The sequence below is a fragment of the Shewanella sp. SM71 genome (genome assembly GCF_025653905.1).
Taxonomy (GTDB): Bacteria; Pseudomonadota; Gammaproteobacteria; order Enterobacterales; family Shewanellaceae; genus Shewanella; species Shewanella oncorhynchi.
The window spans coordinates 187,887-201,573 of sequence record NZ_JAKKRW010000002.1; the positions used below are offsets into that span (position 1 = coordinate 187,887).

The 13,687-nt window shown below is 45.4% G+C and carries 9 protein-coding genes and 1 pseudogene; 4 read left to right on the top strand and 6 right to left on the bottom strand.

The genetic code is table 11. The features are described 5' to 3' along the window. Positions 1 to 38: 38 nt before the first annotated feature. The 3 genes from L5L97_RS03320 to rluA all read right to left on the bottom strand — a co-directional run bounded on the left by L5L97_RS03320 (position 39) and on the right by rluA (position 5,109). The gene (locus L5L97_RS03320) at positions 39 to 3,668 is read right to left on the bottom strand and encodes a S8 family serine peptidase (RefSeq protein ID WP_263183248.1); all 3,630 of its coding nucleotides are present in this window, start codon (positions 3,666 to 3,668) and stop codon (positions 39 to 41) included. Between the two features lie 206 nt (positions 3,669 to 3,874). Next, the gene (asnC, locus tag L5L97_RS03325) at positions 3,875 to 4,336 is read right to left on the bottom strand and encodes a transcriptional regulator AsnC (RefSeq protein WP_006080290.1); all 462 of its coding nucleotides are present in this window, start codon (positions 4,334 to 4,336) and stop codon (positions 3,875 to 3,877) included. Positions 4,337 to 4,431: 95 nt separating this feature from the next. Then, entirely contained in the window at positions 4,432 to 5,109 is a 678-nt protein-coding gene (gene rluA / locus L5L97_RS03330; RefSeq protein ID WP_028761728.1) for a bifunctional tRNA pseudouridine(32) synthase/23S rRNA pseudouridine(746) synthase RluA, read from the bottom strand. Between the two features lie 202 nt (positions 5,110 to 5,311). Here rluA and L5L97_RS03335 point away from each other — a divergent pair, with 202 nt between their 5' ends. Then, a complete protein-coding gene (locus L5L97_RS03335; RefSeq protein ID WP_263183251.1) occupies positions 5,312 to 7,228 on the top strand; it encodes a peptidase U32 family protein in 1,917 nt (638 codons plus the stop codon). Between the two features lie 201 nt (positions 7,229 to 7,429). Further along, positions 7,430 to 7,804 carry a PH domain-containing protein gene (locus L5L97_RS03340; RefSeq protein ID WP_105250128.1) on the top strand — a complete coding sequence of 125 codons (375 nt, stop codon included), beginning with the start codon at positions 7,430 to 7,432 and terminating at the stop codon, positions 7,802 to 7,804. Positions 7,805 to 7,983: 179 nt separating this feature from the next. Here the strand turns inward: L5L97_RS03340 and L5L97_RS03345 are convergent, their stop codons facing one another. Further along, positions 7,984 to 10,383 (bottom strand): toxin-antitoxin system YwqK family antitoxin, encoded by a 2,400-nt coding sequence (locus tag L5L97_RS03345; RefSeq protein ID WP_263183252.1) that lies wholly within the window; start codon positions 10,381 to 10,383, stop codon positions 7,984 to 7,986. Positions 10,384 to 10,563: 180 nt separating this feature from the next. On the opposite strand from L5L97_RS03345, the gene L5L97_RS03350 reads away from it, so the two are divergent. Both L5L97_RS03350 and L5L97_RS03355 read left to right on the top strand, forming a co-directional pair. Continuing rightward, on the top strand, positions 10,564 to 10,692 hold the full coding sequence (locus L5L97_RS03350) for a cupin (RefSeq protein ID WP_263139544.1): 129 nt from the start codon (positions 10,564 to 10,566) through the stop codon (positions 10,690 to 10,692). A gap of 264 nt (positions 10,693 to 10,956) precedes the next feature. Then, positions 10,957 to 11,142 (top strand): annotated as a pseudogene (locus tag L5L97_RS03355) (cupin domain-containing protein); the annotation flags it as partial. 19 nt (positions 11,143 to 11,161) lie between these two features. Here L5L97_RS03355 and L5L97_RS03360 read toward each other — a convergent pair. Together L5L97_RS03360 and L5L97_RS03365 are read right to left on the bottom strand one after the other, a co-directional pair. After that, a complete protein-coding gene (locus tag L5L97_RS03360; RefSeq protein WP_263183254.1) occupies positions 11,162 to 12,334 on the bottom strand; it encodes an AAA family ATPase in 1,173 nt (390 codons plus the stop codon). A gap of 83 nt (positions 12,335 to 12,417) precedes the next feature. Then, positions 12,418 to 13,584: a dipeptidase gene (locus tag L5L97_RS03365; protein ID WP_263183257.1), complete on the bottom strand. Its 1,167-nt coding sequence runs from the start codon at positions 13,582 to 13,584 to the stop codon at positions 12,418 to 12,420. Positions 13,585 to 13,687 lie beyond the last annotated feature (103 nt).

Sequence of the window (13,687 nt, forward strand, 5' to 3'; positions counted from 1 at the left end):
TAGCCATTAAGGCTCCCTTTTTACTGTCTAACTTCTCGTTACTTCATACGACGACGCATTGCCGCCAGTGGTAACAATAAGGCGGTTAGCCAACCTAGAGCACCGCCACCTGAAGATTCTGTTTTCTTAGCACTAACTGTGATGGTTGCTGTACCTGGATCACTTTCAAGTTTGCCATCAGAGGCTGTAACAGAGAAAGTAAGAACATGGTCACCGCTAGGAGCTGAGAAGTTTATGCTGTCTCCACCATTAGTAAATGTGACTTTAATACCACTTGTTTGTACCCAGTTATAGGTTAGGGTGTCTTTATCTGCATCTTTAGCATTGGCCTTAGCTGTGACAACAAACCCTTCAGTACTTGCCATGCCCGTAGGTGCAACGGTTGGTTTGGTATTATTAATCATGACAGTGACTTTTGCTGGCGCTGAAGCATTACCCATAGTATCTAGTGCAATAACTTCAACTTCCATTGTTGTGCTCTGTTGGTTAATTACAGCATCAGTACTTAAATGCACTGTTCCATCTTTATCGACAACGACCATGCTGCTATTAGAGTTCAGTGTGACAAACTCGGAGAATGGACTTGTGATCATGTCTGGATCTGTTGCTGTTAATTTGCCTAACACAGTTCCTGCTGCAGCACCTTTATCTACTGAAAGCATCACGTCGGCTACTGTTGGAGCAGAGTTACCTTCGTCAGAGGTATTAGCAACAACGGACATAGAACCAGAATCAGACAGGAACATAAAGCCTATCGCATTATCGCCAACTTGAGTTTCTAAAGTTGCACTTTCTCCTGGTTTTAGTTCAGTAACTTCATTGCCTTCTGTATCAACTAGCATTGCAGAAGTTCCTGAACCATCAAGCATCAGTGTTGCCACCACGCTGTCTTCATCACCCGATGGAATTGGAGCCCAGTCACTATCCTCAACGCGGAAGCGAACCTTTATAGTCTTACCTAAATCCGCTTGAGTTAAGCCTAAATCTTCAAAACAGGCTTTACTCGTTAGGAAGTCATTACCAGTCACGTGGAATACAGGTTCTAATGTTCCAGACGAAGTACCATATTTAGAAACTAAACCATAGATAGATCTTGGATATGCTTCATTGAACCAGTTTAAGTTCGCCGTTGCTGCTGTGTAATCCCAAACTCCATCATTGTTAAGATCATAATCGACTGAATAGTTACCCGCTAGAGGATGGATAATAGGATCGCGCATTTGTAGCGTGTTATATATCGCAATACCCGCATCACATGAGCTGCTTAATAACAGTTCACTCGATGCATTGAGCAAGTCATGACGTTTTGTATTATCAACAGGGCTAGTTGCAATAAGTGGAGCCGTAAATGGATCTGTAATTGAAGTTGCGCCTACGTTGGTGAGTGTGCGCACTATGCCATCGGCAGTGGTTTCTGTTGCAACTGAAATTGCAGCCGCTGCTTTTGGCAGAATATGATAAACCAAATGTAGTGCTTTTTCTTCGCCATCCATAAATTGGATCGCACCATCGTATTCTGACAATGTTAATGCAGTAGAAGCATCTGCAGCAGTCCCATCAAGCTCATAGGATGATGTAAGAGTCCATTCTGGCAGTTTTGTTGGATCTATTGTGGCTGTAACGTCAAAGTCGACAGTTTGTCCTGCTGGAATCGTTACGCTTGCAGGTACTGCAAAACTTAGTGCTCCAGAATCTAAGTCATTCTGGAAACGTTGGTCGACTTTTAGTGTGTAGGTTTTTTCTGCTGTCGAGAAGTTCTTAACAGAAACCGTTTTAGTAATTGAAGTTGTTTTATTGAGAGCCAATAAGCCAAATGCTAAAGCGGCTTGTTTAGTCTCTTTATTCCAGGCAGCAACAGGAAGGTTAATGGCTTTTTCTACATTGACCAATCCAGAACCAATATAACTGATTGGTGCCAACTCAGTGTCTGGGTTTATTTCTTTTGGCTCTAGCGTTACGTCTAAGTTTGCCGCGTTCATAATTGTGGCTTTAATTTCAAACGCGTTGCGATGTGGTAATGCCTCACGAATGATACTAATTGCACCAGCTGTGATTGGACTTGAGAATGAGGTACCGCTTATTGGAGTTAATCCTTCTCCTAAACCTGGGTGAGCAGTTAATATGTCAGTACCAGGAGCGGTAATCTCCGGCTTTAAAGTGCCTGCAATTGAAGGACCACGTGAAGTAAAGGTTGCAATTGCTCCTGCCGTCGTGACTTCAGTAGATGACACGCTGAACGCTACGTTACCTGCCGCGAGCGCCGTTTTAATTGCATCACCATCTTCCTTTGAAATCATCACAGATGGAATTGTTATGCTGTTGTCCTCACCTCCCATAACAATTGGAGCTGTGTTGGCCGCGTTGTTTGCCACTATGACAAATGAAGCACCTTTTAACTGCGCATTTAGAACTTTAACAGCGAAGCCACAAACTCCACGATCAATCAGTACCGTTTTACCAGTTAAGTCTTCAGTGTAAGCAACACAACCATTTTTGTTAGTTGCAGGGTAAATTATGGGGGCAGTTGCATTCGTGAAGCTGTATGTATTTGATTTATTAAACCCTGCACCAATAGCAGTAATTGACTCTCCAACTAGCATTGCATCAATTTTGCCAGCTTTAGTTGTTGGGTGTGTCATAGCGCCTACTGATAAAGCGCTATTAGTGGTACTTGGGCCGCCAACCACGAAAGGTGTTGAGCCATCATTACCTGCAGAGATAACCAAGTTTACCCCAAGTTTTACCATTTCATCAATTAAGACTTGAACTGCGCCACCATCGGTATCACCAAAGTCACCGCCTAATGACATGTTAACAGTGTCAACACGGTCAGTGATATCACCATCATCATTAGGATCCATTGATGCTTCTAATGCATTTAACTGGGCGATACCCGAACAGCCTGAGTTACATACTGAGTACACGAGTAGTTCTACATCAGGCGCCGTGCCAACTACTGAATGACTCACATGGGTTCCGTGGTTCGTTGTGACATCAATTGGATTTGGATCGTTGTTAACGAAGTCCCAACCACCAATTACTTTGCCCTGAGGCCAGTTTGGTGTTTCACTTTTGGCAGCAACAGCTGCTTTATAGTCAGCAACTAAGCCTGAACCACCTAGAGCTTTGTGAGTGTAATCGACGCCAGTGTCAAGTACAGCAACACGCTGACCTTTACCAGAGGCTACACCAGCTTCGATAATAGCTTTTGCTTTGATGTACTCCGCACTTGCTGCAACATCGAGTTTATAGTCGTATATAGGTAAAATGTCGGCAACTTCAGCATTTTTCAGTAAAGCAGCGAGTTTTTTATGATCACCTTGAACGACAATGGAATTAACTAATTTTGAGGTGGTTGCGACAATCTTAATATCAGCATCCATGTTCTGAATAGCATTTTTAACTTTTGATTGTGAACTTTCGATATTGCTCATGACCGATTGTCGATTAAAACCCTTTAATTGGCTTTGTTGAGCAACAGAAGGAGCTTTAAGTTTTATCATCCAGGCAACAGCTTGTTTTTGCTCATTACTTCCATTTTTTGTAGCACTGATGCCAGCGTACTGATCTGTCGCTTGGTTAGTCGTGTTGTACTTGGTTGCAGTGTCAGCAATAGCTGCGCTTGAGAGTAGTGCAGCGGAGATAGCGATCGATAGTTTTGTCTTCACAACTTCTTCCTTGTCAATTAATGCTTTCAGCACTTTACTAAATGTGCTTGTAGCTGAATTGTTATAGTTTCTGCTGCGCTCTTTGGCGGTAGCAATGAAGTTGTAACACAAATATATCGTATGGTTAACACTTTTGCGGTAAAAAAGATGTTAATCACACTTTGCGGTTTGTTATGTTGTTTGCAAGTATTTGCTATTTTTCCTGTTTAAGGCTTAACCGCTCTGACGATTGGGTTTTGTAGGCTGATTAAGGTTTCTGTCGACTGGATTTCATCGATAGATTGAATGCGATTGATGAGTACGTGCTGTAAACCATCGATGGATTGGCACATGACCTTGACGAAAATACTGTAGTTGCCTGTGGTGTAATAGGCTTCGACGACTTCTTCGAGAGCGTTGAGTTTGGCGATAGCGGCGGGGTAATCGCCAGCGCTTTTAAGGTTGATACCGATAAAACAGCAAACGTCATAGCCTAGGGCTTTAGGGTTTACCGTGATTTGCGCACCTGTAATGATCCCCGCTTGCTTCATTTTTTCTACCCGAACATGGATCGTGCCGGCGCTAACGCTAAAGCGTTTAGCGAGTTCGGCAAAGGGTGTGCGGGCATCCTGCATTAGGGCTTCGAGGATATGATTATCGAGTTGATCGCGCTGAAATGCGGTATCCATAAATAAACTCTCTATAACGTAGTGAATTGTCATAAAGTTACGTTTTTTTATGGGGAATTGCTACCGATTTTGCCCGTATTATTTGATTTTAGTGATCATTGTTCGCCCAAAGGCTCACAAAAAGGAACTTCTGCGCTAAAAGTCATGCTGACACCCGAGTAGGGATGTTTGATGGTGAGCTCTGCTGCATGCAGCAATAGTCGAGGCGCTAAGGATTTTGCCAGTGAGTCGGCATAAAAACCATCACCTAAGATCGGATGTCCTAGCGCCATCATATGCACCCGTAATTGGTGTGAGCGGCCTGTGATTGGCATCAGTTTAACCAGCGTTGAGCGTTTGGCGCGGCTCATTACTTGGTAGTGAGTCAAAGACGGTTTGCCAACAAGATGATCGACTTTCTGTTTAGGGCGATTTGGCCAGTCGCAGATCAGTGGATAATCAACGCTGCCAGTGTCATTTTTGACATGGCCTGCGACCCTTGCATAATAGGTCTTGCTGGTTTCTCTATCGTGGAACTGACGTTTTAATTCCCGCTCGGCGCTACGAATAAGGGCGACAACTATCACGCCTGAGGTCGCCATATCGAGGCGATGGACGATTTGGCAATGGGGATGCTCAGCTTTTACTCGAGCATAGACACTGTCGTAATGGGCGGGGTCGCGACCGGGCACAGACAACAATCCTGAAGGTTTGTTGATGACGATAATGTCTTTATCTTGATAAAGAATATCGAGCCAAGGAGTGGTCGGTGGTTGGTAAATAAAATCAGTCATAAATAGTGCCTATTCGTCAATGCGGGGCAAAGATACTCTGCTCGGCTTGAGGGCGCAAGTGTGAGGCCAAAGATCAGCTGTGCCATTATCCTCGCTGACAAAAGTAAAGCGGATTAGTTGATGATTTGCTGATAGAGCTGTATTTGAGTTTTTGTTATACTCCCGTCCTTTTCGTTAATGATCATTTTGAGTCTGTGAAGCCATGAGCCAGCCAGAGATATACACTCCCGAGAATGTTTCTCACGTCCATAACCGTCTTGAGTTATTGGCGCCTGCAAAAAATGCTGACTACGGTATCGAAGCCATACGCCATGGTGCCGATGCGGTATACATAGGTGGTCCTGCGTTTGGTGCGCGGGCAACGGCGGGTAACAGTGTTGAAGATATCGCGCGCCTGTGTACTTATGCTCATCAATATCATGCTCAGGTATTCGTCGCCCTCAATACCATTTTGATGGATAACGAACTGGCCGACGCCGAAAAACTCATTTGGCAATTGTACGAAGCGGGTGCTGACGCGCTGATTGTGCAGGACATGGGCGTATTGCAGCTCAATTTGCCGCCGATTGCCCTGCATGCTAGCACCCAAATGGATAACCGCAGCCCAGAAAAAGTGGCGTTCTTAGAGCAAGTTGGTTTTTCTCAGGTGGTGCTTGCCCGTGAATTGGGCTTAAGCCAAATCCGTGATGTCGCCGCGCATACTAATATGCAGCTCGAATTCTTTATCCACGGTGCTTTGTGTGTGGCTTACAGTGGCTTATGTAATTTGAGCCATTCCTTTAGTAACCGCAGTGCTAACCGTGGTGAATGCTCGCAAATGTGCCGCCTGCCGGGTAATCTTAAAACCCGGCAAGGGGATGTATTAGCGCAGAATGAACACTTATTGTCTTTAAAAGACAACAACCAAACCGAAAACCTTGAGGCGCTAATCGATGCGGGCATTCGCTCGTTTAAGATTGAAGGTCGCTTAAAGGATTTAAGTTACGTTAAAAACGTCACCGCGCATTATCGCCAAAAGCTGGATGCGATTATGGCGCGTCGCCCTGAGTTTAAGGCTTCATCCCACGGCCGCTGCGAACATAGTTTTACCCCTGATCCTGAAAAGACCTTTAACCGTGGCAGTACAGATTACTTTGTTAACGAACGTAGCCAAGGAATTAAAGATTTTCGCTCGCCCAAATACATAGGCGAAGAAGTCGGTAAAGTGGTCAGCATAGGTAAAGACTTTATCCAAGTGAGCTCGACCCATGAGTTTAATAACGGCGATGGCTTAGCGTTTTTCCCCGCGAATTTTGCTATGGCAAAACAATCCGATGACAAGCTGCAAGGCCTGCGGGTTAACCGCGCCGAAGGGTTAAAACTGCATATATTGCAGGTGCCAAAGGATTTAAAGGTTGGCATGACTTTATATCGTAACCATAACCAAGCCTTCGAAGCCCTGCTATCGAAAGAATCTTCTAAGCGGATTATCGGCGTCGATTTACGGTTGAGCGACACCCAAGACGGACTCGCACTGACATTGACCGATATCTATGGCCTTACAGCCACAGTGAATTTAGTGGTCGAGAAGACGCCTGCGACTGATGTCGATAAGACCTTACAAAATACCCGCACTCAACTGGGTAAGCTCGGCAGTACCGACTTTGTTGCCCGAAGCATCAGTATCGATACGGCTCAAGCCTGGTTCTTGCCCGCATCAGTGTTAAATGGTCTGCGCCGTGATGGTGTGGCCGCTCTAGAGGCTGCCCGTGTGCAAGGTTATGTGCGTCCACTGCCGTGGAAGCATAATCAAGATGCAGTCTATCCCGTCAAGCATTTGAGTTACTTAGGCAACGTTGCCAACGAAAAGGCTAAGGATTTTTATCAACGCCATGGCGTGATTGAAATCCAAGATACCTATGAGAAAAATGGCGTCACCGAAGACGTGCCATTGATGATCACTAAGCATTGCCTACGCTTTAACTTCAATCTGTGTCCGAAGGAAGTGCCGGGGATCAAGGCCGATCCTATGGTGCTTGAAATCGGCAATGATGTGCTCAAGTTGGTATTCGACTGCCCTAAATGCGAAATGATGGTGGTCGGCGAAAACCGTCAAGTGCGAGGCCAGAAGCACCTTTAACATTTGTCATTAGGAGCATTGCCCGAGTGCAATGCTCCTAGCACCTATTCAGCTTGCATCTGCGCGCCTATAACAGCCTACTTCTCATTGATGTTGCTCTCACCATCGCCACTCCCATATTTTCATCAAAGCCCTATATTGCACATGCGGTAATGAGCAGATATCTTATTGAAAATAATATTAATAATAAGGGATATTAAAATGGGATTGTTAGACGGTTTACTCGGTAATGCTGCTGAGGTTGATTTACAGGAATTAGCCGAGGAATTAAGGCCTATCATGGGCATTCAAGAAGAATTAAAACTCGCCTACAAAGTGATCCGTGATTTGTTTATTTTCACCAATAAACGCCTGATCTTAATTGATAAGCAGGGACTTACAGGCAAGAAGGTTACTTACCATTCAATACCTTATAAATCCATTACCCATTTTGAAGTGGAAACGACAGGGCATTTTGATATGGATGCCGAGCTTAAAATTTGGATTTCAGGCCAGAGCGAACCTTTAGTAAAAGAGCTCAAGCGTGGCACGGATGTTGTGGGTATTCAAAAGACCATCGCCACTTTTGCGCTTTAGTTTTTTTGCACTTTAGTTTTAGTGCCGTGGCTTAAGTTTTAGTGCTGCGACTTAGATTCATTTAGTGCTATCAAGCTTGGAATTGTTATCGCAAGCTGACGGTTAATGTGAGTAAGGTAAGCCAAGTTTTATCTGGGCTTACCTATCCTCGCTATCGAGTGTGATTCAAATCTGCTTGATTAATTTAACACTATCCTACTTGTGCTAGTGGAGTGCTCTATCGGTTCGCCGGCCATAGTATAGGTTTCGGAAAGCTTGAGTTTGCCTTGCTCATCGTATTGATTGTGGATGCCGACCCAGAATTGCTCCTGTCCCTGAATTTGTAAATTACCTTCTTCGGCAATCTGGCGATTGGGATGATAGCGTTTCATTGCATAAAGCTTGCTTTCATCATCAAATTTTAAGTGATAAGCCAATATGGGTTCTTCGGTATGAGCGGCGACATCTACTGCTATTGTTTTATCTTCTCGCTGTTTTGTCGTGGTATTGCCATTGGGTGCGTGATACTTCTGACGAGATAAATATGCGTTATTGCTACTATTGCGAGCATGATGTTCGCTGTCATCCGTACGGTTATTTGGTCCGTTACTTTGCCCATCAGCATCGTCTTCATCATAGTCATAACTAGGATTTTCTGGGCTATCCCATTCAGGTTCTTCATCTTCCTGAGTTGCTATATTTTCATGAAAATCAAAGTAGTGACGGCTTTCTATCAGTTGGCCTTGTTCATCTAGCCAGGCTTCGCGGTACACTTTTCCTTGGGGCGTAAAACGTTGCCAATGGCCGATATCGAGGTAACGACCATTAGTAATTTGGATTGTGCCAGTTTCTAAAATTAAACCTTGAGGGAACAAGGATTTAGAGCTAAATAAATCTCCTTGCGTACGGGTGAGTAACCAGCGAATGGCGCCATCTTCATAGTATTCGATGCGAGTATCGGCAATACCTTCTTGATAGTATTCCCTTTGATTATTATCAAGATTATAGCCGCAGCGGGTATTCGAGTGACTCTGATAGGATTTGAGGATCCCTTTGTTATTATAAAAGCTGGACTCTTTGAGGTAGCCTTGGCCATCACGAACTTCATATTCAGAAATTGTACGTATCGTGCCATCTTCATAAAACCAGCGAGCTGTGCCATCACGGTTGCCCTGTGTGTGCGGTAAGTACATCTGAATTTGCTGGTTTTCGTGGTATTCAATAAAAGGGGCTACCGAGAGATTATTTTTATATTGGCCTTCGGCCGAAAGCACGCCACTTTTATAATAGCTTCTAAATAGACCTTCCCTGAGTCCCTTTTCAAGATAGATCTCAAGGGCGAGTTGACCATTGTCATGATACCAAAGGGCCATGCCTTGTTCTTTGCCATCCTCAAAATAGATTTTTTCTTCAATTTGGCCATTGGGATACCATTTTACATGTTCGCCATGTAATTGGCCTTCGGTATTGAAGGGATCACGCCATGCAGGCTTACCTGAGTCGTAAAACTCTTCAATGACTTTGCCCGTCACATCGTTACACACTTTTTGTTTAATTGCTCCATTGGGATGATACCAAACGGCTTCATATTCATAGCCTTGGTTGTAATATCTTTCAGCTTCTAGTGAACCATCAGGGTAATATTGTTTTTCAATTCCGTGGATAACATCTTGCACTAAGGGCCGGATAAGCTGTATTTGTCCAGATTCATAGTAGCGAGTTAACGTATTGATATAATGGCTATTGCTATCTTGTTCGGCGGTTTCTTTAAGCTGACCATTGCCATAAAAGTATTGAATAAATTGACCTTGGGGATGGCGATCTTCTATTTGATTGATCTTGCCCTCATGGTCGTACCACGTTTGTATTCCAAGTTGCTGATCATTAATAAAGTTGCCTTCAAATAATAGGGTACCTAGGGCATTGAATTGGCGGGTCACGCCATTACGTTCGCCAAAATAGTTTGAATCGACGGCTTGGGTAAGCCCTGGGCTTTGGGTGATGATTCTAAGTATACCCGCACCATCTTCAGTATTGAGTTGGTGAAAAGTGCGGTGCAGTTGGCCTGTTAGGCTGGCGTAATCTTGAATATCGCCTTGCACTATATTGTCTGCATCGAGGGTAAAGTGGCTTATCAATAATGCATCGAGATTGTTAAGCTCAACTTGCCACAACGCCTTTATTTGGTTGTTCTTTTTTGGGGTGATACTGCACACTTTTACCTTGTCGAGCCAAAAGTTCTGCTCGGGGAAAGGGAATTGATTGCTGATTTCGAGGCGGTCGAATTCGGTATGGTGGAATTCGCAGCATTCATTGACGTTTTCCCAGCCCAAGAGTTCTATGACTTGGGGCGTATCGTAGTGATAGAGAGTTAAGCCGTGGTCGGCATTTTCTTCGCAAGAAGTTGCGTCTGCCTTTGTCGCATGGATTTTTAAGCTGAAGTGGCGCTGGAATAGCGGTACAGCGACTGACGGCTCCTGCGTTAAATCTTGTTCTTGGCTGAGTGTTTGTGATTCAGTTTGAAGATGAATGTCTTTTGGATCGCGGCTAGTTTGGTTTGAGGGAAATAACTTGGCTTTGAGTGCGCGAAACAACGACATTGGGGGAAATCTCCATATCCATATGTAAAACAATAAGCTTATCTGAGGAATACTCATGGTAACTGAGTATTTCTGTGCGCATATCATAGCGGTTTATGGATTCGTTTCTCAATGCTTGATTGCTCCAAATACCGTTTAATCAGAGTGGCACATTAATAAAAGCAGAGGAATAAAGACAAAATGCTTGATAACTTTTTTGCAAAATTACCCACAGATTTATCGGCCGAAGTGTTTGAAAAACTGGCGGGCAATAACACTGTGACCATTGAGCGCATCGTTTCCAATGGGCAATATACCCAAGCTACCTGAAGATACGAGTTTCAGAGCGCTTAGGGTGCTTCAATTCAAGGCGCATCAATGACAGAATGTCGGCCACCTTCTGAATTGATGCAACACGGAAGTGGAGTGCCCTAAGCGCTCCGTCCCGGCGGGTTTTAACGCACTTTATGCCGTGTTGGCTATTTTTAACTTAGTCCACTAGGTCTGCAAATAGCCGCCTTGCCTAAAGTGCGTTAAATTCCCGCTGAATCCTGCATCTTCAGGTGGTTTGGGTATCTACCCGAAGGTCAATGATACGATCAAACTCAACATGAATGGGTGATGCTGCTCAAAGGCGAGGCGACGCTTGAATTTGAACAAGGTGAACCCGTTACGCTAACTCCTGGTGATTACTTAACGATTCCGCCCCATCAAAAACATCGAGTCGCTTCGACTTCTATAAGTTCAGAAACCCTATGGCTTGCGGTATTTTACGATTGATTAGGGTTAAGGCTACAGGTTAACGATTCTGCCATAGCCAACTGGGCGTATTGAGTAAGTCTTGGCCTTGGATCTGCGTTTGGCCTAAGGTTTTGTCTAAGGCCAAGGTATTGCAGTGTTCAAATTGACTTAAGGCATTAATAAGCCGATTAGCATGGGAAACCACCCACAACTGGCACTCTTCCGATACCTTAGCGATTAAGCGTGCAAGCGCAGGTAATAAGTCGGGATGTAGGCTAGTTTCTGGCTCGTTTAGCACCATAAGCTCTGGCGGTCTTGGGGTCAGTAGGGCGGCGATTAACAGCAAATAGCGCAGGGTGCCATCCGACAATTCACTGGCATTGAGTGGCCTTAATAAACCATGCTGATGAAATGCGAGCACTAAAATGCCGCCCTCTTGAGGTTCGATTCGAACCTCTGCACCGGGAAACGCATCGCTCACCGCATGATCAAAAGCCGCTTTATCACCTATCTCAAAAATGGTTTGAATTGCTGATGCAAGGTCGCGCCCATCGTGGTGCAATACTGGCGTGGCTGTACCTAATTGTGGACGACGGGCTGGCGCTTCTGCATCGGTTCTGAAGTGATCGTAAAAACGCCATGCGCGGATACTATCGCGAAGCTTTAGCACTTCAGGGCTGCGCTCTGGATCGGCAAGTTCCGTAAAAATACTGTCGCCGGTTTGCAGGTGTGCGCCTAAGGTTATCCAGCCTTGTCCGTCAGCAGTGCGACTCTTCACCATAGGACCACGGCGCTCAACCAATACCGTTGAGGGTCGATACTTAGGGCCGTTCCAAATGGCTTCGCGCTTGATTTGTGGATCTAAGCCAAACAGCGTGGTGGCGTCGGGTTTGGGTAAACCGAGTTCAATAAGATAGCTAAAATCTTCGCCGGCAAAGCCAAGTTTTAGGCGTCTTGGCGCTTGCCTGACGGTGGCTTCAATGGCGGTGTCGCCCGCTAGCATACTTTTGGTGGGGTTTTCTGGTCCCGCCCAAAAGCTGGAGTCGAGTCCGCCTTCTTGGGCTAAAGCATTGACAACGCCGCCCTGCGCCGTTTGTGCGAGTAAACGTAGTGCCTTGTATAGATTCGATTTACCACTGCCATTCGCCCCAGTGATCAAATTGAGTTGCCCTAGGGGCAAGACGATTTCACGCAGAGAGCGATAATTGAAAATAGCGAGTGTGGTCAGCATAGAATATCCAAGACTGAAACAAGCTGATAAACCAGTAAATTTATCGACAAAGTAAATTAAACATGACGATAAAACAATGGCATTTACAGTAGCACTTTGTTGAGCACTCTTTGCCAGTTACCACCCATAAAACGGTCGCGGTCAGTAGATTTAAAGCGTGCCTTGGCTAAGGCATCGTCGATACGGCTCATGCGATCGATATGATTCAGCTCGGGGATCACGACATGCCTTGGCTCTGCATCAAAACCTAGCACGCCTTTCGCCCTCAGGCTGTACCACCATTCTTGATATTCTTTAATGCCTTTGGCGTTGTCATTACCGAGTGCCAGTAGGTTTTCTTGGCCACGGAGTGGGAAGTCATTAGCGATTGCCACGCAGTCCACTCCACCAACACGCATAACGTATTCCAGTTGGCGAATATAATCATCAATCGTGGGCACGGCATTATTGGTGAGCCAGAAACTCATCATAAACACGCCGAATACGCCGCCGCTATCGCCGATGGCGCGGATCACTTCATCGGGAGAACAACGGGCATGGTTGACTATGCCGCGCGCTGCGCCGTGGCTTTGCACTATGGGTGACTTAGTGATTTTTGCGACATCTAAAGCGGTTTGAGCGCTGGAGTGACTCACATCGATCAAGATATTGGCGTGATTGAGTTTGGCGATAAGTTCACGTCCGTGTGCGGTGAGCGGCTTATTGAGCCCGACGCTGGAATCACTGTCTAAGGCGCCACCGGCAAAGGTATTACCGTAATGGTGGGTGAGTTGCAGTACGCGTAGCCCTTGTTGATGTAACTCATCTACCCGCGCCCACTGGTTAGCTTCACTGTCTTCTTCGACACAATCTGCGCCTTGGATTTGAAAGTATACCGCAGTGCGCTGGCTGTCGCGGGCACGTTGAATATCTCGCCCCCTCAGACCTTGCAGTAAAATATCGGGATGATCACTTACCCGTTTAGCGGCCTGCTTAATGCTTTCCATGCAAGCTTTATAAGTGCGTTTGTAGTTTTGAGTGCCATCGGCTTGTTCTATGGTCTCAATAGCCGAAATATCGCAAAGATAGGCATCGAGCTTAGCGGCAGTTACATCACTTAAGTCATCGGGAAGGAAAGATAAACCATCGACATATATCCGCCTCTGTGCGGCGGCAAAGCTAGGTAAACTGGCGAGTGGACTTAACAGAGTTGCTGCGCCAAGACCTTTAAGGAGTGTACGACGGTAGTGATTGACTGCCTTGATGGGCATGCTCGGTTCCTATCAATAACGCAAATGTAACTTCTTTATACCTTTTTAGGGCGTAGAAGTCTTTGATTAAATCCCTTTTTTGGCCTTTGCCCCTGAGCTAGAG